Genomic DNA, 18,457 nt, shown 5'->3' on the forward strand with positions numbered 1-18,457 from the left:
CCAGGTTTCGATTCGTCCATCAAGACCGCGGCTCGCCTGTCGCTCCGAGAAATCCCGGCAGACCCAGCGCCGCCCTGGTTCGTGCGAGCTTCGTGGCCGCTTCGACAACCTCGCGATAGGCATCGTCGGTGCGAGGCGCCGTGAAACTACGGCGAAAGAAATCGGCCCACAGAAATTCCTGCAACGGCTCCGATGACTTCGAGTAGCCGCCGGCGCCTCGCACCGCGGCCGCCACGCTGCGAAATTCGTCGTCGGAGGCTTCCCATACATGAACGGGCATGTCGAGAAACGAGATTCGCGCGCCGCTCGCATCGTACGGCCAGGTCCAGCGCTGGTTCTCCAGCGTGAGCCAGAAAACATGGAGCGACAGCGCCGAGAGATCGCGCACGAGCACGATGGGAACGCGGTGTATGTCGGCGCGCCACAGCGCGCTCGCCACGTGATGATGGTCGATCAGAAATGCCGCGCCTTCCGGGCCGAGCACGATCGGCACGGGCTTTTCCGCAATGGCCTTCTGCAACGCGGGGCCATCGAGCGAACGGTAGGTTCGCGTCTTCTCGTTCACCTCGCGTTCGCCGTGTGTCGCTTGAGTGGGGCGTAATGCCTCGATATGCACTGTTTCCATCGACCGCTCCCGGTTCGGCGGACTAACCGCCCCCAATGCCGCGCATGACCTTGCCCGTGCCGCCGCAAACGGCGCAGCGCTGCCCTTCGACGAGTCCGGTCCCGCGGCAGGCACCGCAAACATCTTCGCCGACGCCGGGCGCATCGGCGGGGCCTTCATCGCCGGGATTCAACGGGGCGTTTTGCTCATTCGATGCGTTGGCAGGTTGCATGACGATTCCTCCTTGCGCGGGCATTGGACGTTGAAGCCGTTCCACGGTCGGAGAGTTCCGCGCAGGTTGCATGCCCGTATGAAACGGTATGAAACGGGCATGCAACCTGCGGGCAAACAGAATGGTCAGCGAATCGAGGCGACGATGGACACCACGAACAGGCAATTCGAGACACGGCGCGAAGACGCGCGAACGCTTTTTCCCCGGCTTGCGAAGCCACTGGTCGACGAAGTGCTCGGTCATCGACTGCACGACGACGCTTCTGCCGAGGAATTCCACAAGCTGCGCGTGGCGCTGCGACGCATACGCACGCTTCTTTGGGCGTGGCGGCCGCTGCTCGATCGCGATGCCATCGAGCGTGAGCGCGCTTTTCTCAGGCGCGTGGCCGCGGCCGCGGGCGAAGCGCGCGACTGGGATATCGCGATGACACTGCTCGACGCCAACGCCGAGCTGGCAGACGGACGAATCGACGCTGCGCGCCGGAAAGCCCGCGAGAGCGCCAAAAACACGTTGTCCGCCGCAGATCTCAAGCACACGTTGCCGGAAATGCTTCACAACGTGAAGACTGGCCTGAACACCGGGCAAGCCTCCGTGCCGGCACGCCGCTTCGCGCGCAAGCGGGTGCTCGCCGCGCGCCAGGCACTGGGCAAGCGGATTCGCCGCGCACGCAAGGCAGGAAAGGGCGAGTACACCGCCTGGCACGACGTACGAAAGGGCGCGAAGAAGGTGCGCTATCTGCTGGAATTTTTCGCCCCAATGGCGCCGCACGGCTACAAGGGAAAGCTCAAGGGGTTGAAGAAGCTGCAGAAGAAGTTTGGAGACCTGAATGATGCCGTGGCGACAGAGCATCTGCTTTCTGAGCATCGCGAACTCTTCAAGGACGAAGCCACATCGCAGGCTGTGCTGTCGAGGTTGCACAAGGAAAGCAGGCGCCGCCTGCGTGCGGCTGCGAAGCTCGTCGGTTGAGCTGCCGGCGTCGGCAGCGGCCCCTGGAGGAACGCGACGTGCGGCACGGTTGGCGGGCGTCGAACGGGCGCAGTCTCCCGTTCGCCTTTCTGTTTACCCACACCATGAGGAAAACGAATCATGAAGCCACGTCTTTTGATCACTTCGGCTATTCTTGGCGCGGCGCTGGCCGCGCCGGGCTTCGTGCTCGCGCAGGGTACCGGCGGCGGCGGTAGCAGCGGCACGGGGCCCGACCAGGGCGCCGGCGCCAACAGCACCTATCCGGCCCCTACCCAGGGCGTCGAGCAGAATCCATCCGTCACGGGCTCCCCTAACGCGACTACCCATCGAACGCACGTGAAGAAACATACGAAGTACAACACGAAGAAGCCGATGAACGATACGACCAATATGCCCGGTGCCGACGCTAGCAGCGACACCAAGGGCCAATGATGCGGCGCTCCCACTGCCGCCCATGATCGGGCCCGCGCGGCGACTCGTCAGCGATGGATCGCCGCGCGCAGGCGCGTCACTTCGGCGGGTGCCACGGGCGCGGCATTGTTGCCCCACGCGCCGCGCACGAAGCTCACCACCTGGGCAATTTCGCTATCCGTGAACTGCCCGCGAAAGCCCGGCATTTTGCGCGGCGCACCGCCGCCTGCCGTCTGCGGGCTCGCGCTGCCCTCGATGACGAGGCGCAGCGCACTCGTCGGATCCTCTGAGAGCGCCAGCGCGCTGCCCGCGAGCGGGGGCGCCTTGCCTGGCGTGCCGCCGCCATCCGCGCCGTGACACTTCGCACAGAACGCAAGATAGACGCCCGCGCCCGGCCGCTCCGGCGTGCCGAGCTGCAAGGCGGCACGGGTGCTCGCGCGCGCGGCCGGTGAATCGTCGTAGCTGCCGCTCGGCGCATGGGCGGGCAGCGACTTCAGATAAACGGCGATGGACCGCAAATCGTCGTCGCTCAGATGCTGCGTGCTTTCGCCCACCACGGGCGCCATCGCGCCGAACGCATACGCGCGCGTATTGTGGCCGTCGCGCAGGAACGTGGCGATGTCGTCCACGCTCCAGCGCCCGAGGCCGCTGCCCGGATCGCCGGTGAGGTTCGGCGCGTACCAGTGGTCGATCACGCCGCCCGTGAGGTAGAGCGGGCTGTGCTGGTCGTAGCCCATCTCGTTGTAAGCGGGGCCGCGCGGGGTATGGCACGCCCCGCAGTGCCCGAGTCCCTGCACCAGCCATGCGCCGCGATTCCATTGCGCGGAGCGTGCGGGGTCCGGCTCGAAGCGCGCGTGGCGGGCGAACACCATCGTCCAGAAGCGCAGGACCCAGCGCTGATTGAACGGGAACGGCAGCCGCGTCTGCGGGACGACATTCGGCACGGGCGCCACGCCGTACATGAAGTACTGGTAGAGCGCATCCACGTCCTGTGGGCCGAGCGACGCGAACGACGGGTAGGGCATGGCCGGATAAAGCCGTTTCCCGCCCGGTGCCACCCCGCGTTGCAAGGCCGCCGCGAATTGTGCGGGGGTATAGCGCCCGATGCCGTGCACGGGGTCCGGCGTGAGATTGCTCGCATAGATCGAGCCGAACGGCGAATTGACGGGCTGGCCGCCGGCAAACGGCTGATGCTGGGCGGAATCGTGGCAGGAGGCGCAGTCGCCGGCTTTGGCGAGCTGCTCGCCGCGCGCGATCTGCGCGGCGTCGGGCGGGGGCCTCGGCGCGTCGGATGTCGCGCCGGTGCCGCCGTCGTCGCAGGCGGCGCACAGCACGCTGATGCACACGGCCGCCGCGAGCGTTGAGCGTCTGGAGCGCGCAATCTTCATCGCAAGGCCTCGCACACGCGCTGCAGCGGCAACGTCACGAGTACCGAAATCGTGAACGCGAGCCCAAGCGTGAAGGCCACCGAAACAGCCGCGCCGCACCAGGCGACGAAGCGGAATGTCTCGCGCCGTCCGCCTGCCAGCGCGCCGGACTCGCGCCATGCGCGCAGCGTCGCGAGCACGCCGGCGAGCGCGAGCGCGAGCGCGGCGGCGGAGGTGACCGCGAGCAGGATCTGCACCACGCTCCAGGGTAGCGCGTTGCGCTGCGTGACGCCGCCCGGGCAGGCAATCGCCACGAGGCTCATGCACAGGAGCACGTGTGCGATCCAGACGAGCGGCACGCCGACGAGGCCGTACCAGGCGGCGATGTGCTGGCCGCGCGTGGGCGAGGCGTGCGGCGCGGACCGTGGTGCGTGCGCGGGTTCCATCAGTGTCCTCGTATCCAGTAGGGCGACAGATACAGCACGCTGAAGATGAATAGCCATACGACATCGACGAAGTGCCAGTACAGGCCGCCGATGTTCAGGGCGGCGTCGCGGCGGCCATCGAAATAGCCGCGCGCGATCCAGATCGCGAGCCACACGAGCATGACGACGCCCACGATCACGTGGGCCATGTGAAAGCCCGTAATCGTGAAGTAGAGCGAACCATAGAGATTGGACGCGAGCCCATAGGGCCGTTCGTGCCACTCCGAGAACTGAATGCTCACGAACGCGATGCCAAGCACGACGGCCACGAACATCGACCAGAACGCGGGCCATGAGCGCGCGCGCCGCACGAACGCGCCGCTCGCCCAGACAAACACGCTGCTCGCGAGCAGAATGCCCGTGTTCAGGCCGCTCATGCCGAGCTTGGGCAGTCCCTCGGGCGGCCACGGCTGGGCGCTTTGCGAAGCCAGATAGAGGTACGAGAACAGCAGATAGCCGAACAGCGCCGCCTCCGTGGCGATGAGCGTGAGCACGCCCCACCAGCCGCCCGCATGCTCGCCTGCGCTGCCCACGGGCAGCGCGAGGCTTTCATCGTCGCTGCCGGGGGCATCGGCGTCTTCACCGGGGACCGCGGGCTGGAGTTCGAACGGCTCGCGTTGCAACAGTTCACGGCGCGGCCATAGCCAGGCGAGCAGTGCCGTGCCGCACGTGAGCGCGGCGAGCGCCGTGAGCCACACCGAATGCATCAGGAGTCCGACGAACACGAACGTCGCTGCGATCCCCAGCACGAAAGGCGCATAGGAATCCTCCGGCATCTTGAGGATGACGTCGGGTTCGCCGGTGAGCGGTGTGATCCCCAGCGCCTCGCGCCCGCGATGCAGGAGATAGCCGGGGCGCGCGAGGTGCGCATCCGGCGCCCAGAGCGGATCGCGGGAGCGCACGACAGGTAGGACTGCGAAGTTGTACGGCGGAGGAGGAGACGAAGTCGACCATTCGAGGCCTGCCGCGTGCCACGGATTCGCGCCGGCGTGCTGGCCGCGCCGCAGGCTCACGAGCGCGTTGCCGACGAACATCGCGATGCCGATCGCGAAGACGAACGAGCCGATGGTCGTGACGAGGTTGGCGGTGTCCCAGCCCATTCCCTCGGGATAGGTGTACACGCGGCGCGGCATGCCGAGCAGCCCCGAGATGTGCATCGGAAAGAAACCCAGGTTGAATCCCACGAACAGCACCCAGAAGGTCCATTTGCCGAAACGCTCGTTCATCAGCCGTCCCGTGAATTTCGGGAACCAGTAGACGAGCCCGCCCAGCACGGGAAATACGTTGATGCCCAGCAGCACGTAGTGCAGGTGCGCAACCACGAAGTAGGTGTCGGTGAGTTGCCAGTCGAGCGGCACGGCCGCGGTCATCACGCCGGACACGCCCCCCACCGTGAACATCAGCACGAAGCCCGCGAAGTAAAAAAACGGCGTCCTGAACACGGGCTTGCCGGTCCATATCGTCGCGATCCAGGCGAATACCGCGATCGCGCTCGGCACCGAAATGAGCATGCTCGCCGCGCCAAAGAACGCGAGCGCCAGCGGCGGCAGGCCTGTCGCGAACATGTGGTGCAGCCAGACTTCGAAGCCGAGGAGCATGGTCGCCACCGTCGAGAGCGCGACGGCGGAGTAGGCGGCGATCGGCCGCCGGCAGAACGTGGGCAGCGCTTCGGAAACGATGCCCATGGCCGGCAGCACCACCACATACACCCACGGGTGCGCGAAGATCCAGAACAGGTGCTGCCAGAGCAGCGGGCGGCCGTCGGCGCTCGTATCGAAGAAGTGCGTGCCCGCGTTGCGGTCGAGCCAGAGCATGAAGAACGCGAGGCTGACCGATGGCACCGCGAACAGGTTGGCGCACGAAGCCGTGAGCGTGCCCCAGATGAGAATCGGCAGCCGCGCGACCGACATGCCGCTCGCGCGCATGCGCAGGAACGTGATGACGAAATTGGCCGCACCCACCGTCGTGGAGATGCCGAGCAGCACCATGCCCAGCGCGTAGACGTCGATGTTCGGCCCCGGATCGTAGGCCGCCGTGGAAAGCGGCACGTAGTTGAACCACCCCGCGTCGGCGGCCTGACCGAACGGAAAGCTCGCATAGAGCAGGATGGCCGCGCCGAGAAAGATCCAGTACGAAAGCGCGTTCAGGCGCGGAAACGCCATGTCGCGCGAGCCGAGCACGAGCGGCCACAGATAGTTCGAGAAGCCGCTCAGCACGGGCAGCGCGTAGAGGAAGATCATCGTCACGCCGTGCATCGTGAAGAGCTGGTCGTACTGCTGCGGCGTGAGTAGCGTTTCATTGGGCCGCGTCAACTGTGCGCGCATGACGAGGGCCTCGACGCCGCCGAGGAGCAGGAACACGAACGCCGTGACGAGGTAGCGCATGCCGATGGTCTTGTGATCGACCGTGGACAACCAGCCCCGCCAGCCCGGGCGCGTCTCCCAGGTGGCCTCGAGACGGCGCTCGGTCTCTTCGTCGAGCGGCGCGATCCCGGTTTCCGGCACGCGCGACAGACGCGCCGAGCGAGGCCGCGCGGGAATGGCGGTGCGCGCCGCACGGGCAGATGGTGAGGATGTCGGACTATCGTTCATGTCACTGGAGCGTGTCGAGCCAGGCGCCGAGATCGCCGGCCTCGGCGGGCGTGAGGACGATGCCGGGCATCAGCGAGCCGGGCTTGATGCGTTGGGCGTGGGCGATCCAGTCGAGCCGGTTGGCGGACGTGTTGGCGAGCGCGCCAGCGGCGATCAGCCGGCGCGACGCGAGGTGCGTGAGGTCCGGCCCCTGCGCGCCGGTGGCGTCGGTGCCGCGCACGGTGTGACAGGCGGCGCAACGCGCCATGAAGACCTGCGCGCCGTGCTGCGCGGCGGCGTTGCCCGGTGCCGCGGCGGGCCGCGCCTCATTCCCGGTCCAGCGTGCGAACGCATCGGGCGGCTCGGCCACCACTTCGAGCGCCATGTGCGCGTGCTGCGGCCCGCAGAACTGCGTGCATTGGCCGCGCCAGACGCCGGGGTGGTCGGCTTCGATCCACTGACGGTTGACTTGCCCCGGAATCGCCTGGGTCTTGCCGGCGAGCGCGGGCACCCAGAACGCGTGTATCACATCGGCGCTTTCGAGTTCGATCTGGACCGGCTCGCCAGTGGGGATGTGGATTTCATTGGCCGTCGCGAAGCTTGCGCCGGAAGGCGTCGAGTAGCTGGCTTTCCACCACCAGTCATAGGCCGTGACATGCACGGTGAGCGTGCTCGCGCGCGGCGGGTCCGCCACGGCGGCGAGCACGCGCAGCATGGAGAGGAGGGCGCCGAACAGCAGCACAGTCGAAATCGCGGTGCCGATGCCGACGATCCGGTTCGCTCTGCGGTCGGTTGGGCTGGTGGCGCCGCTGTCGTTCCCTCTGTTGGCCCATCCTTCGGCCGCGGCGCCGCGTGCTTCGGCTTCCTTATCTTCTGGCGTTGCGTCGCTCTGCAGGGACGGGTCCGCCGCGTCGCGCGTGCCGCGAAAGGCCAGCGCGAGAAGCGTGGCGATGGCCACGCATACGCCCACGCACAATGCCGCGAGGCCCCAGCCGAGCAATCGCACCGGCGCCGACGCGGGGCCGGCGCTGTGCAGGAAGTACGCGAGTGGCGTCGGTGCCGTTGCCGCGTGGCATTCGCTGGCCGCAACGCAGCCGATCACCCATCCCTGGGCTACCAGCAGTCTGCGCGCCGCGCGGGTGTGAACCGGCCGTGGTCGGCTCATGGCCGTCCCTTTCGCGGGCGCGGGGGGGCCGCCCGTTGAGGCCGGGCGTGCCGCGGTACATGCAGCATAGGGGTTCTCCCACGCGGCATCGCGCCGCCCCGCGAGGGCAGCAGACAGCGTGCCCGTCCAGGCGGGCGAACGCGCGTCACTTCGAGTGCTTTTTAGGGATCTTCGCCCCGGATTTGCGGGCCTGGTTCAAGGCAATCGCGACCGACTGCTTTTGCGATTTTCCGTGCTTCATTTCGGTCTTGACGTTCTTCGATATGGCTTCGCGAGTTTTTCCCTTGCTAAGTGGCATGATCGTTCTCCTTGAGCTAAGTCGGTTTACTGCACGCCGCTTGGCCCCTGCGCCTCGGTGCCCGATGTCGGGAAGGATGTGTGAATCCCGGCGATCGCGGGCGCTGCGCTGCGCGGGAGCGTCGGACGATGCATCGATCTTTCAGCAACTCACGCGCCCGGCACGCCGGTTGAGAGGGCGTGCGCTCCGCGCGCTGCGGCACGTTGGTTGCTCGTTGGCCTGATGGGGCCGAGCATCGCGACGAATGGCCTCGCGCAAGATGCGAAGGAGCGCCAATGAAACGCAATCTGGAGACTTACGAGTCCAGGCGTCGCTTCGAGAAGACGCCGGAGCCCCCTGGCCGTGCGCCGCAAAACAGGCGCAGCAAGAACGATGGAGGCATGGCTTCATTCGTGATCCAGCGCCACGATGCGAGCCAGTTGCACTACGACTTTCGCCTCGAACTCGACGGCACGCTGAAGTCATGGGCCGTGCCGAAGGAGCCGAGCAACGATCCTTCGGTCAAGCGGCTCGCGGTGCACGTCGAGGATCATCCGCTCGAATACGGCAAATTCGAGGGAACGATTCCCGAGGGCAACTACGGCGCCGGCACCGTCGAAATCTGGGACCACGGTGTCTGGCGGCCCGAAGGCGGGCTGCGCGCGGCGCGCGAGGGGTACGAGCACGGCAAGCTGGTCTTCACCCTCGAAGGCGAGCGTATGCATGGCGGCTGGGCGCTCGTGCGCAGCCCCATGAAGGGGACGAAGCAGGATCGCTGGCTGCTCATCAAGCAGCGCGACGGGGCGGCCAGCGACAAAGACAGACGCACGAGGCCGGCCGACGGCAGCCGTAAGGGCGACGGCAGGCCTAAGGGCGACGCAAAGCGAGCCACGCAGCCCGCCGCAGACTTGCTGCAAGCGATACCTGACGTTGCTCGCGCTTCCTCTCCGCCACGCGCCGGTGATGCGCTGGAAGGCGCGGTGCGGGGCGCGTTGCCGGCGGAGCTGGCGCCGCAGCTGGCCACGCCCGCCAAAGCACCGCCGAGCGGCGAGGACTGGCTCTACGAGCTGAAATTCGACGGCTATCGCGTGCTCGCACGCATCGACAAGGGCGCCAGGGGCAAATCGCGTGTGCGCGTTTTCACGCGAGCGGGCCTTGACTGGAGCGCGAAATTCCCGAAGCAGATCGAGGCGCTCGGTGCCCTCGATGTCGAATCGGCGTGGCTCGACGGCGAGGCGGTGGTGCTCGACGAGCGGGGCGTGCCCGACTTTCAGGCGCTGCAGAACGCATTCGATGCGGGTCGCGCGGACGCCATCGCGTTCTGGCTGTTCGACCTTCCCTGGCTCAACGGAATGGATCTGCGCAAGGTGCCGCTCGAACAGCGCCGCGCACGGCTGGAAGCCCTGCTGCGCGACACGCCGCAAACGGCGTTGCGCTTCTCGGAGGCTGTCGAGGGCGACCCCGAGGCGCTCATGCGGGCCGCGTGCGGCGCGAACCTCGAAGGGCTCGTTGCGAAGCGGCGCGACAGTCATTACACCTCGACGCGCACCGCCGCGTGGCTCAAGCTGCGCTGCGCGCAGCGCCAGGAATTCGTGATCGGCGGCTATACGGAGCCAACGGGTAGCCGGGTGGGCTTTGGCGCGCTGCTCCTTGGCGTGTACGAAAATGGCGCGCTGCGTTACGCGGGGCGTGTGGGGACCGGCTTCGACGCGAAACTGCTCGAATCGATCACGCACGAATTGCAGGCGCGCACGACCGAAACGTCGCCGTTTGCCGCGCTTCCCGCCGCACAGCGGCGCGCGGCGGTGCACTGGGTTCGTCCGGAACTGGTCGCCGAAGTGCGCTTCAAGACGTGGACGAGCGCAGGGGTGGTGCGTCAGGCGTCGTTTGTCGGTCTGCGTCGCGACAAGCCGGCCGAAACCATCGTGCGCGAGCCGCAATCGCCGCCCGTCGAGGCGGCGCAGGGCGCACGCTCGCGCAACGCCAGGGCGGAAGAAACCGGGCGCCCAGCCGCTGCGCCCGCTCATCGCCATGCGCGTGCCGGGCGCGAAGAGACCGAAGTCGCGGGCGTGCGCATCACGCACCCGGAGCGCGTGATCGACGAGCAAAGCGGCTTGCGCAAAATCGATCTCGTTCACTACTTCGAGGCGATTGCGCCGCAGCTCTTGCCGCACCTGCGCAAACGACCGGTGTCGATCGTCCGTGCGCCGCGCGGGGTCTCCGGAGAACGGTTTTTCCAGCGGCACGCAAAGGTGCCGCAGATTCCGCAGGCCACGCGGCACCCCGATCTCGATCCCGGCCACGCGCCGCTGCTGACGCTGGAGACCGCGCAGGCGCTCGTCGGCGCGGCGCAGATGGATGCGATCGAACTGCACACCTGGAACGCGCTCGCCACGAGCATCGAGAAGCCCGATCGCATCGTGTTCGATCTCGACCCCGATCCTTCGCTCGACTGGAGCCGCATGATCGAGGCCGCGCGGTTGACCCATGAGCTACTCGACGCACTCGGCTTGCAGGCATGGTGCAAGACGAGCGGCGGCAAGGGGTTGCATGTGGTCGTGCCGCTTGGGCGACATGCGGGTTGGGACGAGGTCCGCGAGTTCGCACGCGCCGTTGCCGAGCACATGGCGGCGATGCTGCCCGAACGCTTCAGCGCGAAGATGGGGCCGCAGAACCGCAAGGGACGCATTTTCGTGGACTATCTGCGCAATTCACGCGGAGCCAGCACGATTGCGGCTTATGCGCCGCGTGCGCGGCCAGGGCTTGGCGTTTCGGTGCCGCTGCGCTGGGACGAAGTCGAAAACACGACCGCCGGCGACCAATGGACCGTCGCGAATGTGCACGAGCGGCTGGAAGCGCTCGAAGGCGACCCTTGGGAGGGGTATGGCCGCACGCGTCAGCGTATCGGCGCGGCCATGCTGCGGCGCTTGCGGGGCGGTTGAAGGCGGGAAACGGAAAGAAGCGCGCAGGGCGGCTACACGAGCCGCCTCGTGAAGGTTTGCGCTCAGCGCTTCGCTGTTTCCGCTGTGAGATCGACGGCGCGCTTTGCCGACTTCGACGCCGCCGCCGTCGCCATCTCGAGGCTGCTACGAGCGGCCTCGACAGCCTGTTGCCCGGTCTCCTGAAGCGACCCGTAAAGTGCGTGGGCGGCGCTGATCGCCGAGTCGAGTGCGGCCACGATCGGCTCGGAGCCGCGCGGTGCGCGCTGTGCGAAGTCGTTCAGCATGGCTCGCGTTCGCGTGCCGTATTCCGCCACCTGTGCCTGGGTACACCGTACGCAGGCCGCCTGGGCCGCGGCCGCAAGCTCGAGCACCCGGCGGTTGTAGTCCTGCACTTGCTGCGAGGCCGGCGCCATGAATTCGCTCTGCACCGCGAGCCACTCGGAAGGCCCCTGGGCGGACAGCGCCCGCTGCGAGAAGTTGCGTGTGGCGTCGAGAAAGTTTCGCGCGGCCTCGAGGTTGAGGTGCGCGAGTCTGTCCATGCTGTCGGTGAATGTGCTGCTTAGTTCAACGAATATTGCGACGCCGGATTTTTGCGAGGCGGAAACCAGCTCCTGGACTTGCATGATGCAACTCCTGTGGGAAGGCATGCTATCGAGTTGCTTAAAAGACCGGTGGTACGTGCGTGCGAAATCACGTACCCACGGCGCAATAAAGCTCAATATGCGGTGAGGAGGGGGAAAAGACGGCTAAAAGCGGGATGAAGGCGACAGCCTGTGCGCAAGAAACGCTCAGGGCGCGCGCTTGATGTTCCGAAGCAGCGCGTTTCCGTCGTTTGTCAGGCAGGGGCTGTGGGTGCCGGGCACTGATTGTTCCATGGTGATCAGATGGCGTTTGATCAGGACGTCCAGCTCTTCGCGTGTGAGATCGATTTGTTCGGGAGAGTCCTTGACGAGCATCAGGGTGGCGTATTCGTGAGGGCTGAGCATGTCTGTCTCCAACATTGATTTAATTATTCGGCATGGAATGCCGCAGACCGGGTATAGCGTTACATGCTTGCGTACAGCAGCGGACGACAGTTGGCGGAAAGTAATTAGCAAGAAACCTGAAATCTGCGCAATCACAATCACAGCGGAGAACGTTGAATCACAGCCAGGCAGGGCGGCGCATTTGCATGACCAACGGAGCGGAGCTTGGCGCTACGGTGTCGCGACGAACGGGCGATTCGACTTCGTTTCCTGAAGCAAGCTGCTTGGAAAAATCTGCGAACTCAGGTTACCAGATCATTATGCAACAAGGGAAACGACCATCGGCTGTTCGTAAGTCGACCTATATGGACAGCAACGGTTTGACCCGATGTGATACTTCGCGTTTCCTGGTAAAGCAAGCGGTTCATTCAATCCTGCAACGACGGATGGAAGCGCTTTCCATGCCCTGAGTGCTCCGGGGGCGCGCTTTTTTGTTCACTCGCTCGGGCGGGGACTGCGGCGGAGGGTCGCCCTCGGGCAGCGGGGGCGGAACGTCGTCGGGCAACGGAGACGGCGGCGGGGGCTTTGAGGGATCGTGTCCGCCGTCCGGATCTTCGACTGGAAGATGGGCGCGCACGTCGGTGCGCAAGGGCGAATGGGTCGGGCTGATCTGCATGGTGGTGGACTCTCTCTCGGTAGAGGAACGGGAAACGCCGGAAAGTCGACGATTTCCGCGCCGGGGCGGCCTCATTTCATCGCTGTTGGTCGGTCTTCGCGGCGTGTCTGCCGTATGCCGATGGCCATTGCGACTAACGCAAGCGTGACGCAGACCGCCGCGAAAGCCACGTTCGCCCGCAAATGGCCCACGTGGCGCGACAGCAGGGCGACGCCGACGGCCGGCAACGAGTTACCGCTGTAACAGCACAGCAAATAAGCGGAAAGCAGTTCGGCGCGTTGCTGCGGCGGCGCAATCCGGTTGACCTCCTGAAGGCTGCCACGGAACCCGAATGCGGATGCTATGCCGCACAGCGCGCTCGCCAGTATCAGCAACCCGATCGATCCCGCGGCTTGAGCCCACAGCAGCAGACCGAGACTGGGAGCAAGCAGCACGAGGCCGGTGAACATCGTGACGCGGGACGGCAGCAACGGTGTCAGCGCGACGGTGACAGCGCCCGCAGCGAAGAGTTCGGCGACTATCGCTCCGCTCGTGGCAGGGCTATGCATATGCATGCTGTTGGCAAGCAGATTAGGCAGGAGTGCGGCATAAAATCCGAGGAGGGCGAAAGTGGCGAATGCGGTGACGGCGGGGGCGACGAACGCGGCGCGCGACCCCGAAGGAACGCCGATGCGCGGCCTGAACGACAACTGCGCGTGCGCGCGTACCGAAAGGTCGACGGTCTCGCGGGTCCGGGCGGTGAACGCCGCCGTGACGACGAGCATCAACAGATAGACGAGGAACACCGTGCGAAGCGGCCATGGCACGAACTGCGCGAGCAGGCCGGCCACGAGAACGCCGCCGGCAAGGCCGGCAAGATTGACTGCCGCGGCGAGACGACTCGCGCGCGTCTTGTCCGCGCTGGCATACAGGTCGGCAATCCATGCCGTGGCTGTTGCCGCGCCGACGCCGATCGCAAGGCCGCTCGCCGCACGCGCCAGAAACAGCATCGCGGGGTGCACGGCGAGCAGAAACAGCAGCGCGCTCGCGCCTCCCACAGCGAGCATGAGCAGGCTGATATGCCGGCGCCCTGCCTGGTCCGACACGTGGCCGAATGCGGATAGTGCGCCGAGATTGCCGATCACGTAAGTGGCGTACACGAGCGTGATAGTGAGATCGGAAAGGCCGAAGCGGTGCTGGTAGAGCGCATAAAGCGGCGTGACGAGCGTGCTCCCGGCATAGAGCGCGCCGAGCAGCACGGCCGCCGCGAGCAGCGACGCCCGGCCGGGGAGCGGGGTCTTGCTCCATTGCAGTTCTTGCATCGGTATTCTCCGCATCAGGGATAGAACCATGCATCGAGCACCCAGGGCAGCGCGGCGAGACGCGTCACCATGTCGACCAGTGCGCTCTCCGGAATCCACATGAAAGTCACGGTGAATTCCTCGTAGGTTGCACCGGGGCTCGTCGCGGCGCGGAAGCGCTTCACGCGTGACGCATAGCGGCCGATCACCTGCCACAGGGTAATGACCTGTAGGTGTCCAGAACGACAGCGCACGGATAGCGACCACGCGAGACCGGGAACCAGGATCGGTTCTCCTCGCGAGAGCACGCATGTCTGCGCGGCCGATGACCGCGAATTCGACGATTGCCGCATTTTCGGTGAGACAACTGGGTGGCGACACCATGGATGAAAGATGGGTATCCCGCAGACGACATTCGCTGCGAGGCTACCCATGCGGCGCGCAACTCGCATACCGCATCGTCGTGGACGCCTCGGCGCACGCACGCTAAGCCGGATGTTCGCCATGCTCGCTCAGCTCGGGCTCGAAAAAGACCCAGCGCGCGGCCGGGAACGCCTTCTGCAGGCCAATTTCCAACCGCCCGATGGTGCGCACCAGGTCGTCGGGGCTTTGCTGTGCGGCGAGCCGCGCCTGCACGGCAACGACGAAGCTGTCGGACCAGCGCAGCACCACGAGGCTCACGATCTGCTCGATCTCGGGACGCGCCTCGAGCCACGCGCGTATCGCGCCGCGGTCCCGCGGGCGCGCCGCCTCGCCGACGATGAGCGACTTGATTTCACGCAGCGTCAGCACGGCCGTCGCCATCATCACGATGCCCACGCCGATGCTTCCCAGGGCATCGAACAGCGCCTTGCCGGTGATCGCGGCGAGGCCGAGGCCGGCGAGCGAGACGAGCACGCCGGCGAGCGCGGCGGCGTCCTCGCCGATCGAGAGCATGACTTCGAGCTGGCCCGTCTCGTGAAACCAGCGCCACAGGCCGCCTGCGCGCCGATTCTTATCGACCGAGCGGATCGATGCGCGCAAGGCGCAGCCCTCGACGATGGCCGATACCGCTAGCACGCCAATCGCCACTCCCGCATGTTCGAGGCCGGCATGCCGCCATAGGTGCCAGAGACCGATGCCCATGGAGCCGAGTCCGCCGACGATGAAGAACTGGAGCGCGACGAGCATCGCATAGAAGTGCGTTTCGCGGCCGAAGCCGAGCGGATGGAGCTCGTCCGCCTCGCTCGCGGCGGCGCGTCTGCCGCGGATGAGCAGGATCTGGTTTGCGCAATCCGCGCTGGAGTGCACGGCCTCGGCTAGCGTTGCGCCGGAGTTCGTCCAGGCCGCCGCCGCGAACTTGCTCAGCGCGACGATGACATTCGACGCTAGCGCATAGTAGACGGCGCGGGGAACGCTTCCGTGCGCACGGCGCGGGGTCGCCGCACGGCGTTCGCCGTTTTCCTCTCGCCCGGTCATCGCGTCTGTTCCTCGTTGGCTCCCGCTGAATCTCGATCACGCAAGCGCTGAACCCGCCAGGCGCGCTTCTGCGCGCACAGCGGCGCGAGCGCACAACGGGGCGGCTGCTCTCCAGGCACGCGCGATGCTTGCAACTGAACGCGAGGCCGGCGCGCGGCCAGCGGCCGCATGGATGCCCAGTTCGAACGAGCGAAGGAGGGCAGCGATGGATATTCACTTTCTTGACGACACTGTGACGTTCGACGGCTCCAGCCTGCGTATGCACTTCATGGTCGAGCGCGACGGCGAGCCGGTCAAATGCGCGATCACCGTCGAGGCGCTCGAAGATCACTTCGGGGCAGAATCCGCGCTCGAGGACTCACTGCGAAAAGCATTCGAACGTGGACGCTCGCGCATACTCGCCGCATGTGCCGATGCGATGAACGAAACAGAAGGTGGTGTGGTGTTGCATAGCGGCGCGTTTCGCGCCACCGGCGAATGACATCCGCTACCACTGCGAAATGACACGGGCAATCGGAAATCATGTGAAGCAGGCCACCATAGGTACGAGCCGTGCTCAACCTCGGGTGTTTGAGGGAGGGCACAATCATGAAACCCACGACGAACGCACTGCGCACCATTCTGGCGACACTCGTCGCTGGCACGGCACTGGCGGCGGGCGGCACGGTGCTCGCGGACAGCGATGTCACGCCGCGGCCAAGGTACGACGAGCCAGCCCGCGCTCCGGCACCCGGTCGCGAAACCACGCTCGGCTGGCACGGCGACCGCTATTGGGATGGCCACCGCTATTGGGAGCATGACGAATGGATGCACCGTCACCCCCATGATCGCGACACGCGGCGCGACCGTGATCACGAAGAACACTACGATTGACAGCACGCCTTGAGCGATGCGGGGCGCGCATCGACGTGAAGGACGATGGGTGAGGACCCGGGGATCCGATTCGCGCTCCGCGGAATATGACGAGAAAATGCGTGCTCCACGAACAATCAGACCGGGCGGCGGCAAGCGCCTGTCCCTGAGGAATGACCCGATGCAGAGCCTCAAGGCAGGCCTCATACGTTTCGCCATGCTTGCCATTCTGGCGGCATGCAGCCTGGTATGCCCGGGGCTGCAGGCGCAGACATCTGACGATGCCGCCCGCTTGCTCGCCACCTACCATGACCTGAAACCACGGCTCGAACAGAACGCGTTTCACCGGCGCTTGTATCTCGATTCACAGGAATCGCCATCGACGGTCACAGGCCAGATCTACGCCGTGATGGACTACCCGTTTGCGACGGTCCACCGCGCGCTCAGTGATGCGAACGGACTCAATAACTGGTGCGACGTACTGCTCCTGCATCCCAACATCAAGTACTGCCGTTCGTCGGGCAGTAGCGGCGGCAATATGCTGACCATCAACGTGAGCCAGGAAGAAGTGGCCGAAGAACTCCGGTCCACCTACCGCCTGCGTTTCAATTACGACGCCGCGGTCACCCGCCCGGGATACTTCCGCGTGAGGCTCCACGCCGACAGCGGACCTTTGAATACCCGCGATTATCAAATCGTCCTCGAAGCCGTGTCGCTCGGCAGTAGCCGCACGTTCCTGCATCTGACCTATGCGTACAGCTACGGCACGCTGGGGCGTCTCGCCATGAAAGGCTATCTGGCGACGTTCGGCCGCGGCAAGGTCGGCTTTACCGACATCGCCGATGGGTCCGCGGCGCAGCCGGAATACGTCAGCGGCGTGCGCGGTCTCGTCGAGCGCAACACCATGCGTTACTACCTGGCCATCGATGCCTGGCTGCGCGAACCGCCGGGGCAGCCCGATACGCGGCTGCAGCAGCGCCTGAGCAACTGGTTCAGCGCCAGCGAGCAATATTCGCGGCAATTGCACGAAATCGACCGGCAGCAGTACATGCAGATGAAGCAAGACGAATACAGGCGCCAGCAGGCGATGAACAGGAGCGGGTGAAATGACAGCGCAAGACGAAATACCTCATGGAGCCGGCCAGCCGCCGCGCGAAGATGGTCAGCACGAACAGGACGGGAATTTACGGGCCGGTCTTTCCGGGCCTTCCGACGAAGGCGCGACCGTTCCCGAGACGCAGGTGCGGGTAGACGACCTCTCGGAGATCGCGCACAAGCCGGATGATTGAAGCACCCGCGCGGAGAAGGACAAGAACAGCGGGATATCCAGGGTGTACGAAACGCTACCGGCATTCACGGACCGGCTTCCGTCTTTTGTCGTAGCGCGATTGCCGGCTGGGCATCACTGGCGGCCATGAGTCGCCGCATCGAAGACTCGCAGGCATCGACCGCCATGAAGTCGGTCAGACGCGCGTGGCCGCCATCGCATTCGAAATCGGTTCGCACTACTAGCGTATCGGTTTCGTAGCAACGGCTGACACTGCACGTCGGTCGAGCGGGTCCCACTTGCCAGTGGCCGTTTTCAGGCGGGACTAGCGGGACCAGCGGAACTAGCGGCACCGCCTAACCGATGCCCGGAAAGTAGTCGCCATCGGCGCGGGCGGCGAAGGTCGCATCGTCGAGCGTGATGTCGAACGCGCAAGCCTCGTTTCGGGGTGACGCACGGCGGCCGGCATCGTAACCCGATCGCACCCGGCGCCCTATGCGCTGCTGGATCGTGCGCCGCTGCGCGGTGTCGAGGCCCGCATAGCGTTCGATTTGTGCGCGTGTCGCGTGGATGGTGGCCGCGCAGCGTGAGTCGAGCGTGGTATCACGATGCGATTCCACCACCCAGCTCAGATGCAGGATGACCGCGTTGCCTTCGTAGAGCCTGCTGACAGCAGGGCTCTTCGGCGATGCGAAGAGCCGGGAGAGGGCAATCTGGATCTCTTCCAGCCGTTGCTCGAAATCGTATGTCTTCATGGTCGTTCCGGATTTGCGCTCACCGGTTCGCGCTTCGAACGCCCAGGGCGCACTCAGCAGCCTTCCATCAATCGGTGATGCGCACGCGTTTTGGCCGCAAACGGCGTGCCGCGCCAGGGAAATCTCGAATGCGTCAAGGCATTGTCCATGCGCACCTGGGAAGTAACAGGTTGCGGAGGAGGTGA

Annotated in this window: 20 protein-coding genes; 7 read left to right on the forward strand and 13 right to left on the reverse strand. The window is 65.8% G+C overall.

Annotated elements, in window-relative coordinates:
• Positions 1-19 precede the first annotated feature (19 nt).
• Both BMI01S_RS01695 and BMI01S_RS01700 read right to left on the reverse strand, forming a co-directional pair.
• Positions 20-625: a ParB/Srx family N-terminal domain-containing protein gene (locus BMI01S_RS01695; RefSeq protein ID WP_028210661.1), complete on the reverse strand. Its 606-nt coding sequence runs from the start codon at positions 623-625 to the stop codon at positions 20-22.
• Positions 626-647: 22 nt separating this feature from the next.
• Complete coding sequence (locus tag BMI01S_RS01700; RefSeq protein WP_028210662.1) at positions 648-836, reverse strand: hypothetical protein; 189 nt, start codon at positions 834-836, stop codon at positions 648-650.
• Between the two features lie 144 nt (positions 837-980).
• On the opposite strand from BMI01S_RS01700, the gene BMI01S_RS01705 reads away from it, so the two are divergent.
• Both BMI01S_RS01705 and BMI01S_RS01710 read left to right on the forward strand, forming a co-directional pair.
• Positions 981-1,802 (forward strand): CHAD domain-containing protein, encoded by an 822-nt coding sequence (locus BMI01S_RS01705; RefSeq protein WP_042288118.1) that lies wholly within the window; start codon positions 981-983, stop codon positions 1,800-1,802.
• Between the two features lie 120 nt (positions 1,803-1,922).
• Positions 1,923-2,234 (forward strand): hypothetical protein, encoded by a 312-nt coding sequence (locus BMI01S_RS01710; protein WP_036044081.1) that lies wholly within the window; start codon positions 1,923-1,925, stop codon positions 2,232-2,234.
• A 47-nt stretch (positions 2,235-2,281) separates the two neighbouring features.
• Here the strand turns inward: BMI01S_RS01710 and BMI01S_RS01715 are convergent, their stop codons facing one another.
• From BMI01S_RS01715 to BMI01S_RS41825, 5 genes are all read right to left on the reverse strand, one after another.
• Positions 2,282-3,601: a cytochrome c gene (locus tag BMI01S_RS01715; protein WP_028210664.1), complete on the reverse strand. Its 1,320-nt coding sequence runs from the start codon at positions 3,599-3,601 to the stop codon at positions 2,282-2,284.
• Positions 3,598-4,026 carry a hypothetical protein gene (locus tag BMI01S_RS42380; protein ID WP_042288033.1) on the reverse strand — a complete coding sequence of 143 codons (429 nt, stop codon included), beginning with the start codon at positions 4,024-4,026 and terminating at the stop codon, positions 3,598-3,600. The genes BMI01S_RS01715 and BMI01S_RS42380 overlap by 4 nt, the downstream gene beginning before the upstream one ends.
• Positions 4,026-6,656: a cytochrome c oxidase subunit I gene (ctaD, locus tag BMI01S_RS01725; protein WP_081723290.1), complete on the reverse strand. Its 2,631-nt coding sequence runs from the start codon at positions 6,654-6,656 to the stop codon at positions 4,026-4,028. The genes BMI01S_RS42380 and ctaD overlap by 1 nt, the downstream gene beginning before the upstream one ends.
• A 1-nt stretch (position 6,657) precedes the next feature.
• Positions 6,658-7,800 carry a cytochrome c oxidase subunit II gene (locus tag BMI01S_RS01730; RefSeq protein WP_036044083.1) on the reverse strand — a complete coding sequence of 381 codons (1,143 nt, stop codon included), beginning with the start codon at positions 7,798-7,800 and terminating at the stop codon, positions 6,658-6,660.
• 145 nt (positions 7,801-7,945) lie between these two features.
• Entirely contained in the window at positions 7,946-8,098 is a 153-nt protein-coding gene (locus BMI01S_RS41825) for a DUF6496 domain-containing protein (RefSeq protein ID WP_167334403.1), read from the reverse strand.
• Between the two features lie 275 nt (positions 8,099-8,373).
• On the opposite strand from BMI01S_RS41825, the gene ligD reads away from it, so the two are divergent.
• Positions 8,374-11,019 carry a DNA ligase D gene (ligD, locus tag BMI01S_RS01735; RefSeq protein WP_028229912.1) on the forward strand — a complete coding sequence of 882 codons (2,646 nt, stop codon included), beginning with the start codon at positions 8,374-8,376 and terminating at the stop codon, positions 11,017-11,019.
• 62 nt (positions 11,020-11,081) lie between these two features.
• Here ligD and BMI01S_RS01740 read toward each other — a convergent pair whose 3' ends face one another.
• The 5 genes from BMI01S_RS01740 to BMI01S_RS01760 all read right to left on the reverse strand — a co-directional run bounded on the left by BMI01S_RS01740 (position 11,082) and on the right by BMI01S_RS01760 (position 15,398).
• On the reverse strand, positions 11,082-11,642 hold the full coding sequence (locus BMI01S_RS01740) for a phasin family protein (protein WP_028229913.1): 561 nt from the start codon (positions 11,640-11,642) through the stop codon (positions 11,082-11,084).
• Between the two features lie 165 nt (positions 11,643-11,807).
• On the reverse strand, positions 11,808-12,005 hold the full coding sequence (locus tag BMI01S_RS01745) for a hypothetical protein (RefSeq protein ID WP_028210668.1): 198 nt from the start codon (positions 12,003-12,005) through the stop codon (positions 11,808-11,810).
• Positions 12,006-12,731: 726 nt separating this feature from the next.
• Positions 12,732-13,961, reverse strand: a complete 1,230-nt coding sequence (locus tag BMI01S_RS01750; RefSeq protein WP_042288038.1) for an MFS transporter — start codon at positions 13,959-13,961, stop codon at positions 12,732-12,734.
• A 14-nt stretch (positions 13,962-13,975) separates the two neighbouring features.
• On the reverse strand, positions 13,976-14,248 hold the full coding sequence (locus tag BMI01S_RS40590; protein ID WP_154671119.1) for a hypothetical protein: 273 nt from the start codon (positions 14,246-14,248) through the stop codon (positions 13,976-13,978).
• Positions 14,249-14,426: 178 nt separating this feature from the next.
• Entirely contained in the window at positions 14,427-15,398 is a 972-nt protein-coding gene (locus tag BMI01S_RS01760) for a cation diffusion facilitator family transporter (RefSeq protein WP_028229916.1), read from the reverse strand.
• Between the two features lie 205 nt (positions 15,399-15,603).
• Here BMI01S_RS01760 and BMI01S_RS01765 point away from each other — a divergent pair, with 205 nt between their 5' ends.
• From BMI01S_RS01765 to BMI01S_RS01780, 4 genes are all read left to right on the forward strand, one after another.
• Complete coding sequence (locus tag BMI01S_RS01765; protein ID WP_028210671.1) at positions 15,604-15,879, forward strand: DUF1488 family protein; 276 nt, start codon at positions 15,604-15,606, stop codon at positions 15,877-15,879.
• A gap of 107 nt (positions 15,880-15,986) precedes the next feature.
• Positions 15,987-16,271 (forward strand): hypothetical protein, encoded by a 285-nt coding sequence (locus BMI01S_RS01770; RefSeq protein ID WP_028229918.1) that lies wholly within the window; start codon positions 15,987-15,989, stop codon positions 16,269-16,271.
• Positions 16,272-16,467: 196 nt separating this feature from the next.
• Positions 16,468-17,355 (forward strand): hypothetical protein, encoded by an 888-nt coding sequence (locus BMI01S_RS01775; protein ID WP_028229919.1) that lies wholly within the window; start codon positions 16,468-16,470, stop codon positions 17,353-17,355.
• Between the two features lies 1 nt (position 17,356).
• Positions 17,357-17,539: a hypothetical protein gene (locus BMI01S_RS01780; protein ID WP_028229920.1), complete on the forward strand. Its 183-nt coding sequence runs from the start codon at positions 17,357-17,359 to the stop codon at positions 17,537-17,539.
• Between the two features lie 334 nt (positions 17,540-17,873).
• Here the strand turns inward: BMI01S_RS01780 and BMI01S_RS01785 are convergent, their stop codons facing one another.
• The gene (locus BMI01S_RS01785) at positions 17,874-18,272 is read right to left on the reverse strand and encodes a hypothetical protein (protein WP_042288042.1); all 399 of its coding nucleotides are present in this window, start codon (positions 18,270-18,272) and stop codon (positions 17,874-17,876) included.
• Between the last annotated feature and the right edge of the window lie 185 nt (positions 18,273-18,457).

Origin of the sequence: Paraburkholderia mimosarum LMG 23256 = NBRC 106338, from assembly GCF_000739815.1 — a bacterium.
GTDB classification, from domain to species: Bacteria; Pseudomonadota; Gammaproteobacteria; order Burkholderiales; family Burkholderiaceae; genus Paraburkholderia; species Paraburkholderia mimosarum.

What these genes read in the sequence shown, in the direction of transcription:
- BMI01S_RS01705 (WP_042288118.1), top strand. Translation starts at nt 981, where the DNA reads ATGGACACCACGAACAGGCAATTCGAGACACGGCGCGAAGACGCGCGA.
- BMI01S_RS01730 (WP_036044083.1), bottom strand. Translation starts at nt 7,800, where the DNA reads ATGAGCCGACCACGGCCGGTTCACACCCGCGCGGCGCGCAGACTGCTG.
- BMI01S_RS41825 (WP_167334403.1), bottom strand. Translation starts at nt 8,098, where the DNA reads ATGCCACTTAGCAAGGGAAAAACTCGCGAAGCCATATCGAAGAACGTC.
- BMI01S_RS01740 (WP_028229913.1), bottom strand. Translation starts at nt 11,642, where the DNA reads ATGCAAGTCCAGGAGCTGGTTTCCGCCTCGCAAAAATCCGGCGTCGCA.
- BMI01S_RS01750 (WP_042288038.1), bottom strand. Translation starts at nt 13,961, where the DNA reads ATGCAAGAACTGCAATGGAGCAAGACCCCGCTCCCCGGCCGGGCGTCG.
- ctaD (WP_081723290.1), bottom strand. Translation starts at nt 6,656, where the DNA reads ATGAACGATAGTCCGACATCCTCACCATCTGCCCGTGCGGCGCGCACC.
- BMI01S_RS01695 (WP_028210661.1), bottom strand. Translation starts at nt 625, where the DNA reads ATGGAAACAGTGCATATCGAGGCATTACGCCCCACTCAAGCGACACAC.
- BMI01S_RS01700 (WP_028210662.1), bottom strand. Translation starts at nt 836, where the DNA reads ATGCAACCTGCCAACGCATCGAATGAGCAAAACGCCCCGTTGAATCCC.
- BMI01S_RS01775 (WP_028229919.1), top strand. Translation starts at nt 16,468, where the DNA reads ATGCTTGCCATTCTGGCGGCATGCAGCCTGGTATGCCCGGGGCTGCAG.
- BMI01S_RS01760 (WP_028229916.1), bottom strand. Translation starts at nt 15,398, where the DNA reads ATGACCGGGCGAGAGGAAAACGGCGAACGCCGTGCGGCGACCCCGCGC.
- BMI01S_RS42380 (WP_042288033.1), bottom strand. Translation starts at nt 4,026, where the DNA reads ATGGAACCCGCGCACGCACCACGGTCCGCGCCGCACGCCTCGCCCACG.
- ligD (WP_028229912.1), top strand. Translation starts at nt 8,374, where the DNA reads ATGAAACGCAATCTGGAGACTTACGAGTCCAGGCGTCGCTTCGAGAAG.
- BMI01S_RS01780 (WP_028229920.1), top strand. Translation starts at nt 17,357, where the DNA reads ATGACAGCGCAAGACGAAATACCTCATGGAGCCGGCCAGCCGCCGCGC.
- BMI01S_RS01745 (WP_028210668.1), bottom strand. Translation starts at nt 12,005, where the DNA reads ATGCTCAGCCCTCACGAATACGCCACCCTGATGCTCGTCAAGGACTCT.
- BMI01S_RS01765 (WP_028210671.1), top strand. Translation starts at nt 15,604, where the DNA reads ATGGATATTCACTTTCTTGACGACACTGTGACGTTCGACGGCTCCAGC.
- BMI01S_RS01785 (WP_042288042.1), bottom strand. Translation starts at nt 18,272, where the DNA reads ATGAAGACATACGATTTCGAGCAACGGCTGGAAGAGATCCAGATTGCC.
- BMI01S_RS01770 (WP_028229918.1), top strand. Translation starts at nt 15,987, where the DNA reads ATGAAACCCACGACGAACGCACTGCGCACCATTCTGGCGACACTCGTC.
- BMI01S_RS01710 (WP_036044081.1), top strand. Translation starts at nt 1,923, where the DNA reads ATGAAGCCACGTCTTTTGATCACTTCGGCTATTCTTGGCGCGGCGCTG.
- BMI01S_RS01715 (WP_028210664.1), bottom strand. Translation starts at nt 3,601, where the DNA reads ATGAAGATTGCGCGCTCCAGACGCTCAACGCTCGCGGCGGCCGTGTGC.